This is a genomic window from Bradyrhizobium sp. cir1 (assembly GCF_014198245.1).
GTDB lineage: Bacteria > Pseudomonadota > Alphaproteobacteria > Rhizobiales > Xanthobacteraceae > Bradyrhizobium.
In genome coordinates this window covers 97,420-118,985 of the sequence record NZ_JACIHE010000010.1, presented here as the reverse complement: position 1 = coordinate 118,985, position 21,566 = coordinate 97,420, and the positions used below count along the sequence as shown (strand labels likewise).

Here is a 21,566-nt window from a genome sequence, read left to right as displayed (position 1 = left end):
GGGTTCGAATTAGCAGAGAGGCTGGCCAATAAAAAGCCCTTCCCGCCTCCATTGAGGCGGGTCACAGCCGGCTTGTCACCAGGTCGTGTTGAAGAGGCCGAAATGCGGCTGCTGTGCCACCATCATCGGCCGGCCATACTGCGGCCCACCATATTGTGGCGCACCATACTGCGGCGCCGGATGCGCCCTGACGACCTTGCGCTTGGGCTGGGCCCGGGCCGGAGAAGCAGCCGGTGCCTCCGCCTGAGCCGTCTTCTTGGCTGCGGCGGTATCGGCCTTCGAGCCCGGTGTGAACTGGGCGAACGTCTCGCGCACCCGCGCCTTGGCCGACATCTCGGCGAGAGCCGCCGACGTGGCGTCCTGCACCGGCGGCTGAGGCGCAACGACGGCAGCAGTCTTGACCGCTGGCGGGGCAATCGTCGGCTGGCTGGTGTCTAGCACGACACGCTCGGGCAGATGGCGATCGGACCGAATCCGGATCGACGGCTGGTCGTTGCTTGCGGTCGCGACGGCTGGCGTCACGGGCGAGGCCGGCACGACGAAGTGCACCGCAAACAGCAGGGTGAGCAACGCTCCGCCGACAAACATGAAATACCGAAAGATGGGCATTGGCCGCACTCCGCCCCCCGCAATCCCCGCGTGGGCTCTCCGCCTCAACAGGCGATACTTTGATTGGTTCCTGGCCCTGCCCTTCGGTTCAAATGGCGACGCCAAGTTTTTTGGCCAAGGCCAGAACGAGGCCGGAAACGGTAACTTTTCCGCTACCGGAAGATGCCGCCCTTCATGCCCGCCGTGCCGCAACCAGCGAACACCTTGCCTGGTCGGCATTGACGTTGACGTAGCCGAGCGGAATGCGCGCGAAGGTCTTGCGGCTCTTCATGCTGACCGTGTCGGGCAGCACCCGGCTGCGAGCGGTGAGAGGCGTGCCGTCACGGCGCACGAAAGCGCAGATGATCTCGACATCCCTTACGGCATAGTCATTGTCGTTTCGCAGCGTGAACGTCACCAGCGCCTTCGAGCCGAGGCCGCCGCGACGCCAGGTCTGCGAGGAAATCCTGAGACGATCGAGCTCTGCCGCAGCGGAAGCCGGGACTTCGGCCGTCGGCGAGACCGCCGTATCGCCCGGAGCAGCCGGCTCGACGGCTGCCACGCCTGATTTGACCGGCTCGGTGCTGTTGCCCTTGGAGAACGGCAGCAGCATCCAGATGCCGCAACCGACGATGACGGCCGCCAACAGCCACAGCAAGCCTCGGCCAAACGAGACGCTCGCAACCGTCACGGCCCGCGCCAGTCGCTCGCCGGTTCCTGCAAAGCGTCCCAACCCGATCCGGTGAAGCCTGGCGTTCATGGATGCATCACCAACGGTACCCCACTGCGTTTGCACGACGCAGCAGAGCACTTCTTACCTTAATTCGGGAGAGGAACTAAGGTTCCCGCGCTTCAGGCGAGTCGGCAGCGACGGTGGCGATCACCGGCCTGGGCCGCTAACATGCGCCGCAACATCGAAAGACCCTGTTGGGAGACTATGAAATGCCAATCGCCGTCACTTGGGATCACGTCCATCTGCGCAGCCCCGATCCGGAGGCCACAGCGGCGTGGCTGCGGGATATCCTCGGCGGCGAGATCGTGCGCGTGCCGGGACGGATCGACGTGAACCTCGGCGGCGCAAAAATCTTCATCGCGCCGCTCGAAGGCGACAATGCCGTCAATCCGCCGCCCCCGCACCCGCATCAGGGCCTCGACCATTTCGGTCTGACGGTGAAGGACATCGACGCCATTGCCGCCGAGATCAAGGCCAAGGGTGTCACCTTCACGCGCGAGCCGACGACGATCCGGCCCGGTGTGCGCATCTGCTTCATCCGCGGTCCCGAAGGCATCTCCATCGAGCTGCTCGAGCGCGACAAGAAATACACCTGACGCCGCGCAAGCCGCGTCAAGCAACAGCAAGATCAGGCGGAGTGCCGCCTGGCGCGCTCACGTCATGCTGCCGGGCATGAAGCAGCGGATGGTGACGCCCATGTAGCCGTAGATCGGCCACACCATGGTGCGCCCCACCCGGTTCGGCTCGGCGATCACGGCCTCCTCGGGCACATCGACCCAGACGAGTTCCTGCTGCTGGCCGTCAAGCACGTAGCCAAGGCGTGGGATGCGGACACGGTAATGACCGTCCTTACTCTCCCAGTCGGTATCAGAGAGCGCCGAACCGTCGGCATCGGAGCAGCACGGCCCCTTGCCGCTCCGCAGGCTGTCGAACCAGGCCTTCAAATCGGCATTGGTGTTGGCGAACTGACCCCGGTCACGGGCGTGCCCAAAGGGCGCCGCGAGCCCAATCAAGGCTACGGCGCATGCCAGCCTCGTCACGCTTCGCCAGCGTGTCGCGCTACCAATCCACTGTCGTTCGTTTTTGCAATTCGTGGGACGCGCACTGTACAGACGCGGCTCATCGCCGCCGGAATCGATCCAGTTGCTCACGTTCGTCTTGCTCCAGCACCCCGCGGCCAGTGCAACAATGGTTATGCATTTCGCGGGCCAACTTGATTCGCAACGTCTGGCCTCGCCGCATGATGAGACCGTCATATCGGCGTCACAGACAAGCCGGGACGAATACGGTCCATGGCACAGGCGGCTTGCCGGCCGGCAAACTGCCGCGTTGCGCGAGGGGATGTGCTTTGGCATAAAAGCCGTACCGGTTACGCCATTGGGCGATGGCGGCCGGCCTACGGGGCGTGATGAAGAACGGCCTCTATTCGATCCACGTCACGCTGCTCGATGGTCGAGTCGGCAAGGGCAGCGGCGTGATTCTTTTTCGCGACGGCAAGATTCTTGGCGGTGATGCCTATCTCTATTACACCGGCAGCTATGTGGTGAAGGACGACCGCACCTTCAAAGGCGAGGTGCTGGTGCAACGGCACACGTCACCTCGGGGCGACGACAATCCGCTGTTTGGCGGCCCTGCCCCAGTCGGCATTGGCGTCAGCGGGACCTACACAGATACCCGCGCGGAGATGACGGGGACGGCGCTGGTCGGCAAGGCCAGCCTGATTTTCGGCGCGACGCTGCACAAGCTTACCGACGTGGACTAGCTACTCCGCGGCCTGTTCCAGCGGCGCCGTGCGCGGCAAAATCATCTGGATGCGCGTACCGCCGCCCGGCTCGGAATCGAGATCGAGCCGACCGCCGAGCCGGTTGGTGACGATGCTGTAGACGATATGCAGCCCGAGACCGGTGCCGCCTTGGTCGCGCCGCGTCGTAAAGAACGGATCAAATGCGCGACGGCGGACGTCGAGCGACATGCCGCAGCCATTGTCGGAAAAGATGATCTCGACATTGTCCTTGCCGGACTCGCGCACCTGGATGTCGATGATCCCCGGGCGCCCGTCGGGAAAGGCGTGCGCCACCGAATTGAGAAACAGGTTGGTGAGCACCTGCCCGTACGGGCCGGGATAGCTGTTCATGGTCAGGTTGGTCTGGCAGTCGACGTTGAGGGTCAGGTTGTGTTTGCGCAGGCCCGGCCGCAGGCTCATCACCACCTGCTCGGTGAGGTCGCCGAGGTCGAAGGTGCGCTGGTCCGAATAGTTGCGGTCGGCCGCGACCTGCTTGAACGACTGGATCAACTCGGCGGCGCGGTTGAGATTGGAGACGAGCTGCGAGGACGCGTCGCGGCTGGTGTTGAGGAAGTCGTTGAGTGTGGAGCGGCGAAGCTCGCCGCGCTCGACTTCGGACGTGAACATCGCGGTCTTGCGCTCCAGCGCCGAGGCAACCGTGAGACTGATGCCGACGGGATTGTTGACCTCGTGCGCGACGCCGGCGACCAGCCGTCCGAGCGCGGCCAGCTTCTCCGCCTCGATCAGCGAGGCCTGCGTCTCGCGCAGATTGCGTAGCGCGGTCTCCGCCGATTCCTTGGCCTTGCGCATTTCCTGCTCGCCGCGCTTGCGCTCGCCGATGTCGAGCGCCACCGTGACGATTCGCTCGATCTCGCCATCGGCATCGAGCAGCGGCAGCTTGTTGACCAGCCATTGCCGCATGTTGCCGGCAGCGTCCTTGTACTCCTCCTCGTAGAAGCCCAGGCCCTTGCGCAGCTTGAGCACGCGCTTGTCGTTCTCGTCGGTCTTGGCCGCACCGTAACGCGACATCAGGTCGGCCGTGGTCCGGCCGAGCGCATCGGCCGGCTCGATGCCGAAGATGCCGGCCATGTAGCGGTTCATCAGCACGTAGCGCAGGTCGCGGTCCTTGACGTTGATGACAGCGGGCACGGTGTCGATGACCTGCTGGAGCAGGCGGCGGCCTTCAGCGATCGCGTCCTCCGCCCGCTTCTGGTCGGTGATGTCGCGCAGCGTGCCCTCGTAGCGGACGATGTTGCCCTGCTCGTCCCGCACGCCGGTGGCGCTGTCGGAGAGCCAGAGGATATCGCCGCTGCGCTGGCGCACCTGATACTCGAACTCGCGCACCATACCGTCGCGCGCCATCAGCCGCTGGTATTCGTCGCGCGCCTCGGGATGGACATAGATGGTGTGGGCGATGTCGTTGATGCTGTCGATCAGATGCTGCGGGCTGTCATAGCCCATCATCCGCGCCAGCGCCGGATTGGCGTTGAGGAGGTCGCCGGCCGGGGTCGTGACGTAGATACCGTCGACCGAACCCTCGAACAGTTTTCGATAGCTCTCTTCGGCGAGGCGTTGCTCGGTGAGCGCGCGCACCGCCGCCTCGCGCGCGGTGTCGGCCTCCTCCAGCGCGCGCCGGAACACTTCGGCCGCACGTGCGATGTCGCCGATCTCGTTGTCGAGATCGGCGGACGGGATCGAGGTGTCCTTCTGGCCGGCCGCAAGCGCGCGGATCGACCTAGCGATCTGGGCCAGCGGGCGCACCGTGCGCCGCACCACGAAGGCGGCCGCGACGATGCCGATCAGCACGCCGATGGAGCCGAGCACGATGCTCTGCCAGCGCGCCTCCGTCAGGGTGCGGGCAAAATCTCGCGACAGCACGTGGCCGCGCCTTGCGCTGACCTCGCGCAGCAATTCGGTGACGCGCCCGATCAGCCGGCCCTCGGTGCCCAGCACCTCGCGGTCGATGTCGGCGATCTGACGCTCGCGGACGGCGACCGCCATGATCGCCTCGGCATAATCGTTCACCGCCGCCTTGAGCTTGGGATCGGTGATATCCATCGCGCGCATGCCCTGTGCGGACTGCTCGGCCGCCGACGGATTGCGCGCGAGCAATCCGAGCGCGATCCGGCTCTGCGCCTCGGACAGGCGGGAGGCGAGCTCGCGATCGGCGGCGCCGGAGACCGCCGCGTCGAACTGGTCGCGCAGCGGCGGCAGGCCGGCAAGCAGCTGGGCGCGGCGGTCGATCAGCGTCGAGATCCGCTCGAGGCCATTGCGATAGGTCGCAAGCCGCTCGGTGACCCCGTCGATCATGTCCTGCTGCTCGGGCGCGAGCTCGATGCGGGTCTTCTTCAGGATGTCGCTGAGTGTCGAGGCCGCTTCCCCCACCTGCTTGAACTGGATACCGGCGCCGGGATCGGTCACGAAGTCGCGCGCGGCGAGCCGCAGCTCGTTCATGCGACGGTCGATGTCCTCGGCGAGGTCGCCGACGCTCTGCAGCCGCTGCAACTCGGCGAAGGTCGTGTCGATGTGCCGGATCGCAATCACGCTCGCGGTCGAGGTGACGATGATCACCGCCAGCACCAGGATGAAGCTTCCGAACGTCAGCTGGCCGATGGACAGCGAAAATATTCGCTTTTTCTCAGGGGGCGGCGTCAATTCGGCGGACATTGGTGCGTTGAGGACCGGGCTACTGGAAGCCCAATATACGACGTATTGCGGGCCCGGGGGAACATGCCTGCCGCCGCGGAATATCCTTAATATCGCAGGTCTCGGCCCGCCCTCCGCACCGGATTATGGCGTTTTGACGCTTGCCCGCCGCCCGGCCGGGATCGTCATGGCGGCGACGCCGAGGACGACGCAGGCGAGCCCAATCCAGGCGGTCCGGCTCAGGCTTTCGCCGAGGAAGGCGACGCTGATGGCGACCCCGATGGGGACGCGCAAGTAGGCCTGCGCAGTGGTGCCGACCGAGCCCAGGGTCTGGATCAGGCGGAAGTAGATCGCAAACGCCGCGGCGGTCGAGAAGGTCGCCAGCGCGAGCAGCGCCAGCACGGAGCCAAGTGAGGGCGACAGCGTCCAGGGCCGCTCGAGGAGCAGCGAGGCCGGGATCAGGACCGCCGCCCCCGCCAGCAGCGAGCCGGCCGCAGGGGCCATCGGATCAAGGCCCTTGAAGCTGCGGCCGAAGATCGCGGCGCAGGCGTAGCAGATGGCGGCGGCAACGATCGCGGCTTCCGCCACGAGGCCGCTGCCGATGTCATGGAAGGCATCGACGCCGACGATCAGCAGGATGCCGGCCATGCCGGCGACCACGCCGAACAGCTTTCGCGGTGTCGTCGCCTCGTGGCGGGTGACGACCGCCGTGAGCAGGAATGTGAAGATCGGTCCGGCCGAGTTGAGGATGGTGGCGAGCGCGGCATCGACATGACGCTCGCCCCAGGCGATCAGCGTCCAGGGGATGACGCTGTTGAGCACCGCCTGGAACGCGAAGCGCTGCCAGGTCGCGGCATCCATCGGCATCTTGATGCCGCGCGCCCGCATGACGATGAGCAGCAGCAGGCCGGCGATCGCGGTGCGCGCCGCGATCAGCGTGATCGGCGGGATGGTGGCGACGCCGAGCTTGATGAAGGTGTAGGAGCCGCCCCAGAGCGTTGCGAGCGCGACCAGCAGCGCCAGCTCGACGGCGATGTTGGTCTCCTGCCGGTTGTCCATCTTTGCGTCCCGTCCATTCACGATGGACGGAACCTAGTGCGTCCGCGCTCGCCAATACTTCGCTGCGTGTCGAAGTGTATCAGCCGACCGCGCCGACCTCGAACACCTCGCCGTCATAACCGGCCTCGCGGGGGATGCGGAGCTGGCGGCCGGTTTCGGTCCTGGTCATGACCGGCATCACCGTGACGATCGACAGGCCCTTGGCATGGTCGAGCGCGTCTTTCACGCTGCCCTGCTTGGCGAGCCGGATCAAATTGCGCGTGGTCGGGAACGGCAGCTTGAAGCGGCCGCTCTCGCCGCCCTCGACCGCCTCGCGGGGCGAGACCCAGATCGAGTCAGTCGACTCGCGGCCGTCATGCGCACCGAGCTGGTTGGGCGGCGCGGCGGCGAGGAAAAACCAGGTATCGAACCGTTTCGGCATGCCCTCCGGCGTGATCCAGTGCGCGTAAGGCACGAGCGTGTCGAGCGCGAGCTGGAGGCCGTTTTCAGCGAGGATGCTGAGGAAGCTGATCTTGTGCTCGTTGAGCGCGACGCGGTGCTTGTCCGCGATCTCGCCGGCGCGCCTGGCATCAACAGGCGTGCCCGTGTCCCTGGACCGCGCCAGCAGGATGCCGCTCTCCTCAAACGTCTCGCGGATCGCGGCGATACGAAAACCGCGGTCCGCTTCGCTGAGGCCTTCGCCGCCTGAATAGAGGTCGGCGCGGGCGACGATCTCGTTGTCGCCGGCATCGACGCTGCCGCCCGGAAACACCAGCGCGCCCGAGTTGAACTCGATCTGATGATGGCGAACCATCATGAAGACCTCGACCTCGCCGCGGCTCTTGCCGTCGGCCTTTGCGCCGTCGCGCAGCAGCAGGATCGTCGACGCCGGGCGTGATGCTGATGTCTCGGCCATGCGACTAACCCGCGGCGCTGGATTGCGGGCCGAGATTGGCGCGCTTGTCGAAACGGGCAACGCGCGACAGCAGATAGTCGACCTCGGCCTTCGCCGTCGCCGTCATCGTCGCGCCGGGCTTGCGCTGCGCGCTGGAGGCGATGATGCCGCGCTTCTGCAGCACGTATTTGCGCACGGTGAGGCCGACGCCGGGCTGCTGCTCGTAGCGGATCAGCGGCAGATGCGCATCGAACAGATCATGCGCGGCATCGCGCTTGCCGGCCTTGGAGAGGTTCACGACGTCGATCAGGAGCTCCGGGAAGGCGTAGCCGGTCATGGCACCGTCGGCGCCGCGCTCCATCTCGAAGTCCAGGAAGGTGCCGCCATTGCCGCACAGGATCGAGAGCGGGCGGAGCGAGCCGTCCTTCTGGAAGCCGCGCAGCGTCGAGATCTTCTCCAGGCCCGGCCAGTCCTCGTGCTTGAGCATCACGCAGTTCGGATTGTCCATGACGATCTTGCGGATCACGGCGGGGGTGAACACGACCTGCAAGGTCAGCGGATAATCCTGAAGCACCCAGGGCACATCAGGGCCGATCGCTTCCGCGGCCTGCTTGAAATAGCCGACGATCTGGTCGTCGGTGCGAAGCGACGGCGGCGGCGCAATCATCACGCCGGCCGCGCCCGCATCCATCGAGGCCTTCGCCAGCGAGCGCATGGTGGCAAAGCCCGGCGCAGAGACGCCGACGATCACCTGCATTTTCTTGGCGCGCTTGACGTAGCGCACCGCCACCTGCTCGGCCTCGGCAGCATCGAGCTTCGGCGCCTCGCCGAGGATGCCCAGCACCGTGACGCCGTCGCAGCCGACCTCCTCGTAGAAATCGGTCAGGCGGTCGATCGAGCGCTCGTCGATCCGGCCGTCATCGTGGAACGGTGTCGGCGCGATTGCGAAGGTGCCCTTGGCGTCGGCGGTCAGTTTCATCAGTCCAATATCCCTTTGTTCGTCATTCCGGGGCGATGCGTCAGCATCGAACTCTGGTGCGCAATTGCGCACCTGAGAATCTCTAGGTCCCGGGTTCGCTGCGCGCCCCGGGACGACCATGGCCTAAAACCTCCGCGCCCCCATCTTGATCTGCTCCTCGGAGAAGAAGATCTCCTTGGCGTGATCGACGATGTCCTGGGCGTTCCAGCCCGAGTGCGGCGGTTTCCAGCCTTCCATTTCCATCATCCGCATTTCGCGCACGCCGCGGGGCCCGGACACGCCCAGCACCTTGCCGGTCTGGTCGCCCGACAAGTCGCTGACCATGTATAGCACGGCCGGCGCGATGCCGTCCGGCCCCAGCGCCGCCCCCGGGTTCTCCTTATAGCGGGGCAGGTCTGCGGTCATGCGGGTCAGAGCGCCCGGGGCCAGCGTCCATATCCGAATGTTGTACTTCCGGCCCTCGATCGCGAGCACGTTGGACAGGCCCCAGATGCCGCCCTTAGCCGCGCCGTAATTGGTCTGGCCGAAATTACCGATCAGCCCTGATGTCGAGGAGGTGTTGACGATGACGCCCCCGCCGTTTTCCCGCATCCAGCGAAACACCGGCATGGTGCAACAAAAGGTACCCTTCAAATGGACCTTGATAACCTTGTCCCAGTCGGCCTCGGAGGCCTTGGCGAAGGTCTGGTCGCGCAGGATGCCGGCGTTGTTGACGAGGATGTCAGCGCGGCCGAAGTGCCTGATGGCGTCGTCAAACACCGACTGGCCGCCCTCCATGGTGGAGATGTCGGCGCCGTTGGCGACCGCCTTGCCGCCCTCGGCCTTGATCGCGTCCACCACAAGCTGCGCCATGGATTTGTCGGCGCCGGAGCCATCGCGGGGGCCGCCGAGATCGTTGACGACGACCGAGGCCCCTTCCCGCGCGAACAGCTTTGCGTAGGCCTCACCGAGCCCCCCGCCCGCACCGGTGATCAGCGCAACCTTGCCGTCGAGTAGTCCCATGGTGGCTTCTCCCTGTTTGTTTTTCCTTCTTCGCCTCTCCCCGCGTGCGGGGAGAGGCCTGAAATCAAGCGCAACTTGATTTCAGGGTGAGGGGGAGCCTCCGCAAACTCAACTGTCACCGTCCCCGGGGAGACTCCCCCTCACCCCACCCTCTCCCCGCAAGCGGGGCGAGGGAGCGCACCGCCGGTGCCTGTTGCTAACCCAGCACCGTCTTGCCGTTCTTGATCACGGTGACGCCGCGCGACTTCACCTTGGCTTCGAACGAGATCACGTTGCCGTCCTTCCAGAGGTCCATGGTCACGGTCTCGCCGGGATAGACCGGGGAAGAGAACCGCGCGACGTGCTGGCGGAAGGCGCTTGCATCGTAGTCGGCATAGGTCTGCAGCACGCCGCGACAGGTGATGCCGTAGGTGCACATGCCGTGCAGGATCGGGCGCGGGAAGCCGGCCTTCTTGGCGAACTCGGGATCCGAGTGCAGCGGGTTGCGGTCGCCGCACAGGCGATAGACCAGTGCCTGGTCGGGACGCGTGGTGATGTCGATAGTCTTGTCCGGGCTGCGCGTGGGAATCTTGTGGGGATCAGGCTGGGTCAGGTTCGGCCCGCCGAAACCGCCGTCGCCGCGGGCAAAGCGCGAGGCTACCAGCGTTGCCAGCTTCTCGCCCTTCTCGTTCTTGAGCACGGTCTGGTGGCTGATCACGACGCCCTTGCCCTTGCCCTTGTCGTAGACCTCGAGCACGGAGGAATCGGCGGTGATGTGCGCGGCCACCGGCAGCGGTTGATGAAAGGTGATGTCGCGCTCGCCGTCGACCACCATCACGCGGTTGAGGTTCATCTCGCCCGGACCCGAGCCCCACGCGGCAACGGATGCGAAGGTCGGCACCACCTTGAGCGGCCGCGGCGTCAGCGTGCCCTCGTTGACGAAGGCGAGTTCGTTCTCGTCCATCGGATCGGCGCCGAGGCCGATGCCATAGGCGTAGAGCATGACCTCACGATCAGTGTAGGCGTATTTCTGGCCGGGGTTTTTGAGGGCTTTGAGCTCTTCGTATCTGGCGGACATTTTTCTGGTTTCCTCTGGTTCTCATCCTCATGGTGAGGAGGCGCCCTTGCGCCGTCTCGAACCATGAGGATGCCCGAAACCCTTCTTTGTTGTGGCCATCCTTCGAGACGCTTGCTTCGCAAGCTCCTCAGGATGAGGAACGTCCTAAGCCGGCGTAAAAAACGGCAGCGGGGCGCCGTCGGTCGGCTTGAACACCACCTTCACCTTCTGGCCGATCTTCAGCTTCTCCAGATCGCAATCGACGAAGTTGGTCTGCACCGACGGCCCCTCCTTCAGCGTGACGTAGCCGATGGCGTAAGGACCAGTCGGCGACTTCCGCATCAGGCTCCAGGTGTAGATCGTGCCCTCGCCCGAGGCCTGCTCCCACACCGTCTTGTCGGAGTAGCAGAACGGGCAGATCGAGCGCGGGAAGTAATGCGCTTCGCCGCAGGCGGTGCAGCGCTTGATCATGAACTTGCCCTCTTTCGCCGCATCCCAGAACGCAGCGGTCTCGGGGTTCGTCACCGGGGCCGGATACTTTTTCACTTCGCTCATCACACGCGCTCCAGAATGGCCGTCGAGGCGGCGTGGCGGACGCCGAGAAGGCCGCCGGTGCCGTGGGCGATGGCGAGATCGCAGTTCTTGACCTGCACCTTCGGATGCGCCTCGCCGCGCAGCTGCCTGACGGCCTCGATGATCTTGGTCATGCCGCCGCGGTTGACGGGATGGTTGCTGCAGAGGCCGCCGCCGTCGGTGTTGAACGGCAGCTTGCCGACGCCCGAGATCAGGTTGCCGTCGGTGACGAACTTGCCGCCCTCGCCCTTCTTGCAGAAGCCGAGGTCCTCGAGCTGCATCAACACCGTGATGGTGAAGCTGTCATAGATCGAGGCGTATTTGATGTCCTTCGGCGTGATGCCGGCTTCCTCGAACGCGCGCGGGCCGGACCAGACGCCGGCGGAGTACGTGAGGTCAAGATCCTTGCCGCCGCGCGGGCCCTTCATGGCTTCGCCATGGCCGATCAGGCGCACCAGAGGCTTCTTCAGGCTCTTGGCAATCTCCGGCGTCGTCACGATCAGCGCGCCGCCGCCGTCGGAGACGACGCAGCAATCCATGCGATGCAGGGGATCGGAGATCATCGGCGAATTCAGCACGTCCTCGACGGTGACGACGTCCTTGAGCATCGCATGCGGATTGTATTGCGCATGATGGGAGGCTGCGACCTTGATCCAGGCGAGCTGCTCGCTGGTGGTGCCATAGTCGTGCATGTGGCGCATGGCACACATGCCATAGGCATTGTGCGTGGTTGCGCCGTAAGCGGACTCGAAATCGACCTCAGCGCCGGCCGCGCGCGGTGGCATCGCCCCGGTGCGCGGCTTGCCGGCCAGCGTAACCAGCGCGATCGAGCACTTGCCCGCGGCGATCGCCTCGGCGGCATGGCCGAGATGGATGATGTAGGAACAGCCGCCGGTCTCGGTGGAATCGACGTGGCGGAGTTTTTTGGTGTTCAGGCCGAGATAGTCGACCATCGGCCAGGCGCCGCCGGGCGCGTCGCCCGCGCAGAAATAGCCGTCGACATCGTCCTTGCTGATCCCGGCATCCTCGATCGCGCCCTTGGCGACCTCGGCGTGGAGCTGGGCGGTGGATTTGTCCGGCGCATGCCGGGTCGGGTGTTCGTAGATCCCGGCAATGTAGGCCTTGCCCTTGATGGTCAAAACAGAGGTCTCCGCTCGCGCTTCTTCTTGGCTCTTTTTTCTGAACCGCACCGGCCAGATTGGCAAGCGCGGAAATATTCCGTCGCGCGAGAGGGCAGCGGGTCGGCGCAAGTGGGGCACATCCGAAATCCGGGCCGCGGATAGGAAGCGAACCTGCCTGCCGCGTCGTCATTGCGAGAAGCCCTTGCGACGAAGCAATCCAGAGTCCCTCCGTGGAAAGATTCTGGATTGCTTCGCTACGCTCGCAATGACGGAGTTTGTGGGCACTGATGGCGCTGTTTCAACTCAAAACTCGCTCGCAGACACACCCCCGCATCCTCGCGGCGCATCTCGCCCGAGTTTTGCTCCCGTCTTGCTCCCTCCGGAAAACAGAGGGCGCAGGGAAGACCGGGTGCCGGCTGGCACCCACGGTCCACTGTGCGATAATTGCGCTACGAAGAGCTGCACAGCGGCATACAGGTGAAGCCAAACATCCGGCCTTCCCTGCGCAGTGGCTTTACGGCTTATGTCGCGCTCTCCCCGGGGAGCGATGCACTATTGCCCCCGTCGCCTTGCGAGTGACCCGCGAGACTTGACGCACAGACCCCGGGCGTCAGGACCACACGATTTTGCCGTACGCGAGACCGCGCCCGTCGTGCACGCGGGACAATCCCTCGTGCGACGCAGCCCGCGTCCACCGCCGCTCACCCCGCGTTTCGTGACGATCGCGATACGCCCCTCTGACTGGGATGAGGTGGCGGACGAATACGACAATCCCGAATTTCGGTAAAGCGGAATATTTTTCCGCCGGTGGATTGACCCGTCTCTTGGGTGTTTTGTCCGACGGGCAGCACAACGGATGGTGTCGTAGGGTGGGTTAGCCGAAGGCGTAACCCACCGCTTTGCTCTCAGCGAAGGCAGAAGCGGTGGGTTACGCCTCGCGAACCGCGCTTCGCGCATTCGCAAGGCTAACCCACCCTACGAAACCGCCCTACTCGGCTGCGATCTGCCTCGGCGCCGGCGGCGGGCTCGCCAGATCCGCGGCGAGCTGGGCGTAGCGGGCCTTGGCGTCCTGAACCGCCTTCTCCTTCACCGGGCCGTAGCCGCGGATGCGGTCAGGCAGCGACAGCAATTCCACTGCGGTGTCGATCGTGACCGGCGACAACAGGCCGAGCACGGTGGCGACGTCCTTCTCGTAGCCGGCGATCAGGTCGCGCTCGAGCTTGCGGTCGGCGCTGCGGCCGAAGATGTCGAGCGGGGTGCCGCGCAGGAATTTGAATTTCGCCAGCACGCGGAAGACGTTCAGCATCCACGGGCCGAAGGCGCGCTTCTTGGGGCGGCCAAGCGCATCGACACCGCTCGCCAGGATCGGCGGCGCGAGGTTGAAGCTGAACTTGAAGTCGCCCTCGAACTGGTCGCGGAGCTGCTGCTCGAAGGCGCCGTCAGTGAAGAGGCGCGCGACTTCGTATTCGTCCTTGTAGGCCAGCAGCTTGGCGTAGTTCACGGCGACTGCGCGCGTCAGCGCATCGCCATAGCCGCCCTGCTTGGCGGCATCGCGGACCTGATCGACCAGCTTGCGATAGCGCTTGGCGAGACGGGTGTTCTGGTAGGCGACCAGATGCTTGGCGCGATGCTCGATGACCTCATCGAGCGTCATGGCATCCAGCGTCTTCGGCGCGACCACTTCGTCGGTCCCCTTCAGCATGTCGGCAAGACGCTTGGGATCGGCGGCCGCGAGGCGGCCGAGCCGGAAGGCTTCCTTGTTCATCTTGATCGAGACGCCGTTGACCTCGATGGCCTGCTCGATCGCCTCCGCCGACAGCGGGAACAGCCCCTTCTGATAGGCGTACCCCATCATCATCATGTTGGTGGCGATGCTGTCGCCGAGCAGCTGCTCGGCCGGCCTGGTGAAGTCGAAGAACGCGGAGTCCTTGTGCAGCGCCGTCTCCAGCACCGCATTCAGCTTGCGGGTCTGGAAGTTGAAGTCGCGGTTGAGGATGAAGTCGGCGGTGGGGATGACGTGGCTGTTGATGATGCCGCGGGTGCGGCCGGAATCGCAGAGCGAGATGGTGTCCTTGGCGACCGCGACCACCTCGTCGGCCGCGAGCACGAGATCGGCCGTGCCGGTGACGATGCGCGAGCACGTCACCTCGGCCGGGTGGTCGGACAGGCGGACATGGCTGAGCACCGCTCCGCCCTTTTGCGCCAGGCCCGACATGTCCAGGATCATCGAGGCCTTGCCCTCGATGTGCGCGGCCATGCCGAGCAGCGCGCCGATGGTGAGCACGCCGGTGCCGCCAACGCCGCCGACGGCGATGTTATAGGGCTTGTCGAGCATCGGGCGTGATGCGGGCTCAGGCAGCTCTCCGATCTCAGCGAGCTCGGCCGGCGCGCGGTGGCGCGGCGCACCGCCGTCGATGGTGACGAAGGACGGACAGAACCCCTTAAGGCAGGAATAGTCCTTGTTGCAGGACGACTGGTTGATGGCGCGCTTGCGGCCGAACTCGGTCTCCAGCGGCTCGACCGAGATGCAGTTCGACTGCACCGAACAGTCGCCGCAGCCTTCGCAAACGGCCGGGTTGATCATGACGCGGCGCGCCGGATCCTCCATCAGGCCGCGCTTGCGGCGGCGGCGCTTCTCGGCGGCGCAGGTCTGCACGAACACGATGGCCGAGGTGCCCTTGTATTCGCGGCACATCTTCATGACGTTGTCGAGCTCGTCGCGGTGATACTTCTTCACGCCGGGCGCGATGGTGTCGGCCGGGTAAGCGTCGGGATTTTCCGAGACGAGATAAATCTCGCTGATGCCCTCGGCATGAAGCTGGGCCATGATCTTCTGCGGCGAGAGATCGCCATCGTGGCGCTGGCCGCCGGTCATGGCGACGGCGTCGTTGTAGAGGATCTTGTAGGTGATGTTGGCCTTGGAGGCGACCGCCTGCCGGATGGCGAGGATGCCGGAGTGGAAATAAGTGCCGTCGCCGAGATTGGCGAAGATGTGGTTCTCGTTGGTGAAGGGGGCGATGCCGACCCACGGCACGCCCTCGCCGCCCATATGGGTAAAGGTCTCGGTCGAGCGGTCCATCCACAGCGCCATGAAGTGACAGCCGATGCCGGCGAGCGCGCGGCTGCCTTCGGGGACTTTCGTCGATGTGTTGTGGGGGCAGCCTGAGCAGAAATACGGGGTGCGGGACACGGGTGCGACCGCCTGCATCTGGGTCGCCTGTCGGCCGTTGAACCAGTCGGCCTTGGCGCGGAGCATCGCCGCGATTTCAGGATTGAGATTCAGTCGAAGCAGGCGCTCGGTGAGCGAGGTCGCAAGCGAGGCGACGCTGAGCTCGGCGGCGAAGGTGAGGAAACGCTTGTCGTGCTCGTCCATCTTGCCGACGATGCGGGGGCGGACGTCGTCGCGCCAGTTGAACAGCTCCTGCTTGACCTGGTTCTCGACAATCTCGCGCCGTTCCTCGACGATGAAGATCTCTTCGAGCCCGACCGCGAACTGACGCACGCCTTCCGGCTCCAGCGGCCAGGGCATGCCGATCTTGTAGAGGCGAAGGCCGATCTTGGCGGCAACCTCCTCGGTGATCCCCAGCTCGCGCAGCGCCTGCCGCACGTCCTCGTAGCTCTTGCCCGACGCCATGATGCCGAAGCGGGCGTTCGGGGAATCCATGGTGATGCGGTTGACCCTGTTGGCGCGCGCAAAGGCGATCGCGGCAAAGCCCTTGTAGTCCTGCAGACGACGGTCCTGCTCGAAGCGGTCATCGGGCCAGCGCAGATTGAGGCCACCGGGCGGCAGCTCGAAATCGGTCGGGATGATGAAGGGCTTCATCTCGTCGGTGAGGTCGATCTCGGCGGTGGTCTCCACCGTCTCGGTGATCACCTTCATGCCGACCCAGCAGCCGGAATAGCGCGACATCGCGATGCCGAGCAGGCCCATCTCGATCATCTCGTGGATGCTCGAGGGATAAAGATAGGGCATCAGCGCCGAGATGAAGGCGTGGTCGGACTGATGCGGAACGGTCGAGGATTTTGCGCCATGGTCGTCGCCGGCAAGGCACAGCACGCCGCCGTGCTTGGCCGAGCCCGCGGCATTGCCGTGGCGGAACACATCGCCGCAGCGGTCGACGCCGGGGCCCTTGCCGTACCAGATGCCGACCACGCCGTCATACTTCGCGCCGGGCGAGAGGTTGAGCTGCTGCGAGCCCCAGACCGCGGTCGCGGCGAGGTCCTCGTTCACGCCGGGCTGGAACTTGATGTTGTACTGCTCGAGATGCTTGCGGGCGGCGAACAGCTGCTGGTCGTAGCCGCCGAGCGGCGAGCCGCGATAGCCGGAAATGAAACCCGCGGTGTTGAGGCCGTTGGCGCGGTCGCGCCGGATCTGGGCCATCGGCAGACGGACCAGGGCCTGGATGCCCGTCGTGAAGACGTGTCCGGTACCTTGCGTGTATTTCTGATCGAGACTGATCGGACCCTGGTTGATGCCCATTCTTGTCCTCATCCGCCCTTTTGAGCGTTTGGCTGCCTAAGCCGTTGCCTGCCCGTCGTTTTTAGCTAGGGCGCGCCGACCACCTCTGCCACTCTATGTCGGATATTTAACGCGGCGCATCACAAATCTGGACCAAAGGGAGCGCCGGGTAAAAATCGCAATTTCGTGGCTGCAAAGGCATCGGGCATTTTCAATTTGTGTCACCATACCCCCGCCGTCGCGAAATGAATTGACGCTCCCTTCACGCGGGCGCGGTCGATTGGTCGCAGGAGAGGCTTTCGATGCGGACGATTCTGGCTGGCTTGGCTGTTGCGGGTTTGGCGTTGTGCAGTGCGGTTGCAAGTACGGTCACAAGCACGGCCCGTGCCGCCGAACCGTCGCCGGAGCTGATCGCCTACGGCAAGACGCTGGTCGAGGCCGGCGACTGCGCGGGCTGCCACACCGCCGATCCGGCGAGGCCCTTCGCGGGCGGAAAGCGCATCGACACGCCCTTCGGCGCGATCTATGCGCCGAACCTGACGCCCGACCGCGACACCGGGATCGGCGCCTGGGCAGATGCGGATTTCACCCGGGCCCTGCGCTATGGCATCGCGCCGAACGGATCGAACTATTATCCGGCCTTTCCCTACCCCTACTTCACGCGGATGACGAAGGACGACACGCTGGCGATCCGCGCCTATCTTGGCTCGCTCGCCCCGGTCGTGAGCCGCAACAAGCCGCCGGAGCTGCGCTGGCCGTTCGGCTATCGCGGCCTGATGCGGATCTGGAATGCCATGTATTTCAAGCCCGGCCTGTTCGAGCCGGACCAGAACCAGAGCGCCGCGTGGAATCGCGGGGGCTATCTCGTCACCGGCCTCGGCCATTGCGGCGCCTGCCACACGCCGAAGAACTATTTTGGCGCCGACAAGCAGGCGCAGGCATTCTCGGGCAACGAGGTCGACGGCTGGTACGCGCCTAGGCTCGATGGCGCCGCGCGCACCGGGCTGAAATCCTGGAGCGAGGCGGATATCGCCGAGTATCTGCAAAGCGGACGCAACGCGAGAAGTCATGCCGGCGGTCCGATGGCCGAGGTGATCGTCAAATCCACAGCGAAGATGAGCGATGCCGATGTTCGTAGCATCGCGCTGTATCTGAAGAGCCTGCCGCCGGTACGGCGCGAGACGATCGTGACGCCGCCAGACGATGCCGAGATGAAGGCCGGCCAGGCCGTCTACGCCAAGCTCTGCATCGCCTGCCATGAGGCCGACGGCTCCGGCGCGCCGCGGATCTATCCGCCGCTGCCCGGCAATGCGCTGCTGCAATCGGTCAATCCGTCCTCGACCTTGCGCATCATCCTCGACGGCGCCTACACCGTGACGACACCGCGCGCGCCGAACACCGGCGAGATGCCACCCTATGCCAAGACATTGTCCAACGGCCAGATCGCGGCGGTGACGAACTACATCCGCAATTCCTGGGGCAACGCCGCGCCACTGGTGACGCCATCGCAGGTGGCGAAGGCGCGGAAGGAGATGCCATAGCCCGCCGCCTCCTCGTCATTGCGAGCGCAGCGAAGCAATCCAGAATCCCACCGCGGAGAGACTCTGGATTGCTTCGCTGCGCTCGCAATGACGGCGTGGATGGAGTGAGGCGACGTAACCTCTACCGCTCCTCCTCACCCGTGAACACGAACTTCGGCATCTCCCATTTGTAGCGCACCGCGAGCAGGCGGAAGCTGATGCCGAGCACGAAGGTCAGGATGGTCCAGAGCTCCGCATTGAGCTGCAAACCGAACGCGGTCGCATAGAACAGCCCCGTCACCACCGAGACGCTGGCGTAGAGCTCGGAACGGAACAGCAGCGGCACGTCGTTGCAGAGCACGTCGCGGAGCACGCCGCCGGCACAGCCCGTCACCATGCCGGAGACGATGACGATGGGGAGCGTCGCATCCATCTGCCAGGCAACGTCGCAGCCGGTCATGGTGAAGACGACGAGACCGATGGCATCGAGCACGATGAAGGCGACCTTCAGCCGGTGCACGAGACGCGCGATCAGGATGGTAACGAAGGCGGCGCCGCCGGCGAACGCGAGATAGATGGGATTAGCGACCCAGGCCAGCGGATAATGCCCGAGGAAGAGATCGCGCAGCGTGCCGCCGCCGAGGGCGGTGATGCAGCCGAGGAAGCAGACCCCGAGCCAATCCATGCTGCGGCGCCCGGCAGCGAGTGCGGCCGTCATCCCCTGCGCCGCCAGCGCAACCAGCGACAGGAAGTGCAGCACGCTATCGGTCGGTGGCAGGCTCCACATCGCCCTGTTCCCTCCTCCCCCCGGATGGAACTTAAAGCCCGGGGGCTCCCGACGGAACAGGTTCCCGATTCCCGAGGCGGCGGCAACATGAGACGAAAGCATCAGAGCAGGCGGAACAGAATCTCGCACCTGAGGGTTGTCCCGGCGTCATAACCGAGGAGACCAATCGATGGCTGACGACCGTTTTCCCAACGATCCGTATCGCCCGAACCTCGCCGACGATGAGTATCTTCGCGCGGCGCGCCGGGATACCGACCTTCAGGCCGATCCCGAGCTTGGCGAAGGCCCTGCCTCCAGCGGCAGGATTGCACTGTTTGCCGTGGCCGTCGCCCTTGTGCTCGGCGCCGTGTTCTACGGCCTGAACAACACGAGCACGACGAACCAGGCCAGCAACGCGCCGCCCTCGCAGACCGCTCAGCAGACGGCGCCGGCCAATCCGGCCGCCCCTCCCGGCATGCGTGACGTAACGCCGCGCAGCAACACCGAGCCGGGCACGACCACGGGTGCTGCGCCGACCAAGCCGGCCCCGGATACGCAGAAGCCGTCTGACGGCGCGAAGTAACAACGCGACCGTCATCGCGTAACACACAGCTGTCATCGCCCGCGCAGGCGGGCGATCCAGTACTCCGAGACAGCAGTGATTCACCGATCGGCCGCGGCGTGCTGGATGCCCCGCCTTCGCGGGGCATGACACCCAGAGGATGAGGGAGCGGCGGGACTCACATCCCGCCGCTTTCCGTTTTCGCCGCTCTTCGCTTAGCTGAACATCTTGTTGAGCTCGCCGCCGGGATAGCCGCTGCCAAGCTCTGTGAACGTTCCCTTCTCCGCCATCTCCTTCGCGGCACGCATGAAGCCTCCCCACGCGGCGCGGGCGAGCGAGCCGCCGACGCTGATGCGGCGCACGCCGAGATCTTCGGCTTCTCGCAACGACAGGCCGGAGCCGCCGATCAGCAGGTTGAACGGCTTCGGTGCGACAGCCTTCACCACCGCGGCGATGTCCTCGCGGCTTTTCAGGCCCGGCGCGTAGAGGCAGTCGGCACCGGCGTCCGCGTAGGCGGTGAGCCGGTCGATGACGAGCTTGAGATCAGTCACGCCCCAGAGATAGGCTTCGCAGCGGCCGACCAGCAGCGTTCCGCTGTCGCCGATCGCCTTGTGCGCGGCCTTGATGCGCTCGACCGCCAGCGCGCGGTCGTAGATCGGCTTGTCCTTGTCGCCGGTGGAATCCTCGATCGACAGGCCGGCGACGCCGGTCCGCACACAGCGCTCGACATTGTCGGCGACCTTGTCCGGCTCGACGGCAAAGCCGCCCTCGAAATCGGCGTTCACGGGGATGTCGACCGCCGAGCTCAATGCTGCCAGATGCTGACAGACGTCCTCGACGGTGACGTGGTTGTCGGCCTTGCCGATGGTCCAGGCGAAGCCCGCGCTCGATGACGCGATCGCCTTGAAACCGAGATGCTGCAAGGCTTTCGCGCTGCCGACGTCGACCGGATTGGGCAGGATGAAGCAGCCGCTCTCGTGCATCTTCTTGAACGTCGCGCGCTTGTCAGCGGTCGTCACGTGCATGTTTCTCTCCCTTGTTGGCCGCGCAGACATAGGCACGCATCATCGCGCGCGCTAGTGCGCATCATGTACCGCGCGGCTGTCCTTCGGCGCCTCGTCGCGATCGTTCATGCCGTAGTCGCGGATGACACTGGCAATGCGCAGGCGATAATCGGCGAAGATCTGCGCCCTGCCCCTGGCCTGGGTGCGGCGGTGCTCCATGGTGTTGCGCCAGGCCTGCACGGCCGCCTCATCCCGCCAGAACGATACCGACAGGATCTTGCCCTTCTCGGTCAGGCTCTCGAAACGCTCGACCGAGATGAAGCCGTCGATGGTTTGCAGGAGCGGCTTCAGATCGGCTGCGAGGTCGAAATAGGTCTGGCGGTGTTCCGGCTTGGGCCAGACCTCGAAGATCACGGCGATCATGGGCGTCTCCTCATGGTTGACGGCCTACAATACCACCTTGCGCAGGAAGGTGCGCTCTTCCGCGAGGATGAATTTGTGTTCCTCGGCAAAGTGGAAGTTCGCCATGCCCTCGGCATCCTGGCGCAGCCGCGCGCGATAGGCTTCATAGGCGGCGAGGCTCTCGAAGGTGATCAGCGCGAAGGCGATGTTGTTGGTGCCCTCATGCGGCATGAAATAGCCGATCAGGTCGCCGCCGCATTTCGGAATGATGGTGAGCCAGCGCTTCGAATATTCCTCGAACTGCGCGCGCTTGAAGGGATCGAGCTGGTAGCGGATGAAGACGGTGACGGACATGATGGGCTCCTGATTGGTCGTTGCAGCGAGCAAAGCAACGCCCTCGCCGCTGAAGCTTCCGAATGCTTCGCTTCGCTCGCAATGACGTGTTCGTGGCAACACGCT

At 65.1% G+C, this 21,566-nt stretch carries 20 protein-coding genes; 4 read left to right on the top strand and 16 right to left on the bottom strand.

The features are described from left to right. Positions 1 to 75: 75 nt before the first annotated feature. Together GGD63_RS21175 and GGD63_RS21170 are read right to left on the bottom strand one after the other, a co-directional pair. Positions 76 to 609, bottom strand: a complete 534-nt coding sequence (locus GGD63_RS21175) for a hypothetical protein (protein WP_183245094.1) — start codon at positions 607 to 609, stop codon at positions 76 to 78. Between the two features lie 172 nt (positions 610 to 781). Beyond that, a complete protein-coding gene (locus GGD63_RS21170) occupies positions 782 to 1,348 on the bottom strand; it encodes a hypothetical protein (protein WP_183245093.1) in 567 nt (188 codons plus the stop codon). Positions 1,349 to 1,530: 182 nt separating this feature from the next. Between GGD63_RS21170 and GGD63_RS21165 the strand changes: the two genes are divergently transcribed. After that, positions 1,531 to 1,917, top strand: a complete 387-nt coding sequence (locus GGD63_RS21165) for a VOC family protein (RefSeq protein ID WP_183245092.1) — start codon at positions 1,531 to 1,533, stop codon at positions 1,915 to 1,917. 57 nt (positions 1,918 to 1,974) lie between these two features. Here GGD63_RS21165 and GGD63_RS21160 read toward each other — a convergent pair whose 3' ends face one another. After that, positions 1,975 to 2,472, bottom strand: a complete 498-nt coding sequence (locus GGD63_RS21160; protein WP_183245091.1) for a hypothetical protein — start codon at positions 2,470 to 2,472, stop codon at positions 1,975 to 1,977. Positions 2,473 to 2,729: 257 nt separating this feature from the next. On the opposite strand from GGD63_RS21160, the gene GGD63_RS21155 reads away from it, so the two are divergent. Beyond that, the gene (locus GGD63_RS21155; protein WP_246785577.1) at positions 2,730 to 3,083 is read left to right on the top strand and encodes a GrlR family regulatory protein; all 354 of its coding nucleotides are present in this window, start codon (positions 2,730 to 2,732) and stop codon (positions 3,081 to 3,083) included. Here GGD63_RS21155 and GGD63_RS21150 read toward each other — a convergent pair whose 3' ends face one another. The 9 genes from GGD63_RS21150 to GGD63_RS21110 form a co-directional block, all read right to left on the bottom strand. Beyond that, complete coding sequence (locus GGD63_RS21150; RefSeq protein ID WP_183245089.1) at positions 3,084 to 5,771, bottom strand: PAS domain S-box protein; 2,688 nt, start codon at positions 5,769 to 5,771, stop codon at positions 3,084 to 3,086. It abuts the gene before it with no gap. 123 nt (positions 5,772 to 5,894) lie between these two features. Then, positions 5,895 to 6,809 (bottom strand): DMT family transporter, encoded by a 915-nt coding sequence (locus GGD63_RS21145; RefSeq protein WP_183245088.1) that lies wholly within the window; start codon positions 6,807 to 6,809, stop codon positions 5,895 to 5,897. 79 nt (positions 6,810 to 6,888) lie between these two features. Then, a complete protein-coding gene (locus GGD63_RS21140; protein WP_183245087.1) occupies positions 6,889 to 7,704 on the bottom strand; it encodes an NUDIX hydrolase in 816 nt (271 codons plus the stop codon). Between the two features lie 4 nt (positions 7,705 to 7,708). Then, positions 7,709 to 8,662 (bottom strand): dihydrodipicolinate synthase family protein, encoded by a 954-nt coding sequence (locus GGD63_RS21135; protein ID WP_018647302.1) that lies wholly within the window; start codon positions 8,660 to 8,662, stop codon positions 7,709 to 7,711. Positions 8,663 to 8,785: 123 nt separating this feature from the next. Next, a complete protein-coding gene (locus GGD63_RS21130) occupies positions 8,786 to 9,664 on the bottom strand; it encodes an SDR family oxidoreductase (RefSeq protein WP_183245086.1) in 879 nt (292 codons plus the stop codon). 196 nt (positions 9,665 to 9,860) lie between these two features. Further along, positions 9,861 to 10,721: a MaoC/PaaZ C-terminal domain-containing protein gene (locus GGD63_RS21125; RefSeq protein ID WP_183245085.1), complete on the bottom strand. Its 861-nt coding sequence runs from the start codon at positions 10,719 to 10,721 to the stop codon at positions 9,861 to 9,863. A 144-nt stretch (positions 10,722 to 10,865) separates the two neighbouring features. After that, positions 10,866 to 11,255 carry a Zn-ribbon domain-containing OB-fold protein gene (locus GGD63_RS21120; RefSeq protein ID WP_183245084.1) on the bottom strand — a complete coding sequence of 130 codons (390 nt, stop codon included), beginning with the start codon at positions 11,253 to 11,255 and terminating at the stop codon, positions 10,866 to 10,868. After that, positions 11,255 to 12,412 carry a thiolase domain-containing protein gene (locus GGD63_RS21115; protein ID WP_183245083.1) on the bottom strand — a complete coding sequence of 386 codons (1,158 nt, stop codon included), beginning with the start codon at positions 12,410 to 12,412 and terminating at the stop codon, positions 11,255 to 11,257. Before GGD63_RS21115 ends, GGD63_RS21120 begins: the two co-directional genes overlap by 1 nt. 970 nt (positions 12,413 to 13,382) lie before the next feature. Beyond that, on the bottom strand, positions 13,383 to 16,874 hold the full coding sequence (locus GGD63_RS21110; RefSeq protein WP_183245082.1) for an indolepyruvate ferredoxin oxidoreductase family protein: 3,492 nt from the start codon (positions 16,872 to 16,874) through the stop codon (positions 13,383 to 13,385). A gap of 281 nt (positions 16,875 to 17,155) precedes the next feature. Here GGD63_RS21110 and GGD63_RS21105 point away from each other — a divergent pair, with 281 nt between their 5' ends. Beyond that, positions 17,156 to 18,394, top strand: a complete 1,239-nt coding sequence (locus tag GGD63_RS21105) for a cytochrome c (RefSeq protein WP_183245081.1) — start codon at positions 17,156 to 17,158, stop codon at positions 18,392 to 18,394. A 121-nt stretch (positions 18,395 to 18,515) separates the two neighbouring features. Here GGD63_RS21105 and GGD63_RS21100 read toward each other — a convergent pair whose 3' ends face one another. Beyond that, positions 18,516 to 19,160: a trimeric intracellular cation channel family protein gene (locus tag GGD63_RS21100; RefSeq protein ID WP_183245080.1), complete on the bottom strand. Its 645-nt coding sequence runs from the start codon at positions 19,158 to 19,160 to the stop codon at positions 18,516 to 18,518. Positions 19,161 to 19,329: 169 nt separating this feature from the next. Between GGD63_RS21100 and GGD63_RS21095 the strand changes: the two genes are divergently transcribed. Next, positions 19,330 to 19,722: a hypothetical protein gene (locus GGD63_RS21095; protein WP_183245079.1), complete on the top strand. Its 393-nt coding sequence runs from the start codon at positions 19,330 to 19,332 to the stop codon at positions 19,720 to 19,722. A 194-nt stretch (positions 19,723 to 19,916) separates the two neighbouring features. On the opposite strand, the gene GGD63_RS21090 is transcribed toward GGD63_RS21095, so the two are convergent. Genes GGD63_RS21090 through GGD63_RS21080 form a run of 3 tightly spaced genes read right to left on the bottom strand, consistent with a single transcriptional unit; the run spans position 19,917 to position 21,461 of the window. After that, positions 19,917 to 20,726, bottom strand: a complete 810-nt coding sequence (locus GGD63_RS21090; RefSeq protein ID WP_183245078.1) for an oxaloacetate decarboxylase — start codon at positions 20,724 to 20,726, stop codon at positions 19,917 to 19,919. Between the two features lie 51 nt (positions 20,727 to 20,777). Then, positions 20,778 to 21,128: an antibiotic biosynthesis monooxygenase gene (locus tag GGD63_RS21085; protein ID WP_183245077.1), complete on the bottom strand. Its 351-nt coding sequence runs from the start codon at positions 21,126 to 21,128 to the stop codon at positions 20,778 to 20,780. A gap of 24 nt (positions 21,129 to 21,152) precedes the next feature. After that, positions 21,153 to 21,461, bottom strand: a complete 309-nt coding sequence (locus GGD63_RS21080; protein WP_018647290.1) for an NIPSNAP family protein — start codon at positions 21,459 to 21,461, stop codon at positions 21,153 to 21,155. Positions 21,462 to 21,566 lie beyond the last annotated feature (105 nt).

Bases quoted from the DNA above. Each gene is read 5' to 3' on its own strand.
- GGD63_RS21155 (WP_246785577.1), top strand. From the start codon at position 2,730: ATGAAGAACGGCCTCTATTCGATCCACGTCACGCTGCTCGATGGTCGA.
- GGD63_RS21090 (WP_183245078.1), bottom strand. From the start codon at position 20,726: ATGCACGTGACGACCGCTGACAAGCGCGCGACGTTCAAGAAGATGCAC.
- GGD63_RS21105 (WP_183245081.1), top strand. From the start codon at position 17,156: ATGCGGACGATTCTGGCTGGCTTGGCTGTTGCGGGTTTGGCGTTGTGC.
- GGD63_RS21095 (WP_183245079.1), top strand. From the start codon at position 19,330: ATGGCTGACGACCGTTTTCCCAACGATCCGTATCGCCCGAACCTCGCC.
- GGD63_RS21080 (WP_018647290.1), bottom strand. From the start codon at position 21,461: ATGTCCGTCACCGTCTTCATCCGCTACCAGCTCGATCCCTTCAAGCGC.
- GGD63_RS21170 (WP_183245093.1), bottom strand. From the start codon at position 1,348: ATGAACGCCAGGCTTCACCGGATCGGGTTGGGACGCTTTGCAGGAACC.
- GGD63_RS21145 (WP_183245088.1), bottom strand. From the start codon at position 6,809: ATGGACAACCGGCAGGAGACCAACATCGCCGTCGAGCTGGCGCTGCTG.
- GGD63_RS21130 (WP_183245086.1), bottom strand. From the start codon at position 9,664: ATGGGACTACTCGACGGCAAGGTTGCGCTGATCACCGGTGCGGGCGGG.
- GGD63_RS21110 (WP_183245082.1), bottom strand. From the start codon at position 16,874: ATGGGCATCAACCAGGGTCCGATCAGTCTCGATCAGAAATACACGCAA.
- GGD63_RS21120 (WP_183245084.1), bottom strand. From the start codon at position 11,255: ATGAGCGAAGTGAAAAAGTATCCGGCCCCGGTGACGAACCCCGAGACC.
- GGD63_RS21175 (WP_183245094.1), bottom strand. From the start codon at position 609: ATGCCCATCTTTCGGTATTTCATGTTTGTCGGCGGAGCGTTGCTCACC.
- GGD63_RS21140 (WP_183245087.1), bottom strand. From the start codon at position 7,704: ATGGCCGAGACATCAGCATCACGCCCGGCGTCGACGATCCTGCTGCTG.
- GGD63_RS21100 (WP_183245080.1), bottom strand. From the start codon at position 19,160: ATGTGGAGCCTGCCACCGACCGATAGCGTGCTGCACTTCCTGTCGCTG.
- GGD63_RS21165 (WP_183245092.1), top strand. From the start codon at position 1,531: ATGCCAATCGCCGTCACTTGGGATCACGTCCATCTGCGCAGCCCCGAT.
- GGD63_RS21125 (WP_183245085.1), bottom strand. From the start codon at position 10,721: ATGTCCGCCAGATACGAAGAGCTCAAAGCCCTCAAAAACCCCGGCCAG.
- GGD63_RS21150 (WP_183245089.1), bottom strand. From the start codon at position 5,771: ATGTCCGCCGAATTGACGCCGCCCCCTGAGAAAAAGCGAATATTTTCG.
- GGD63_RS21085 (WP_183245077.1), bottom strand. From the start codon at position 21,128: ATGATCGCCGTGATCTTCGAGGTCTGGCCCAAGCCGGAACACCGCCAG.
- GGD63_RS21135 (WP_018647302.1), bottom strand. From the start codon at position 8,662: ATGAAACTGACCGCCGACGCCAAGGGCACCTTCGCAATCGCGCCGACA.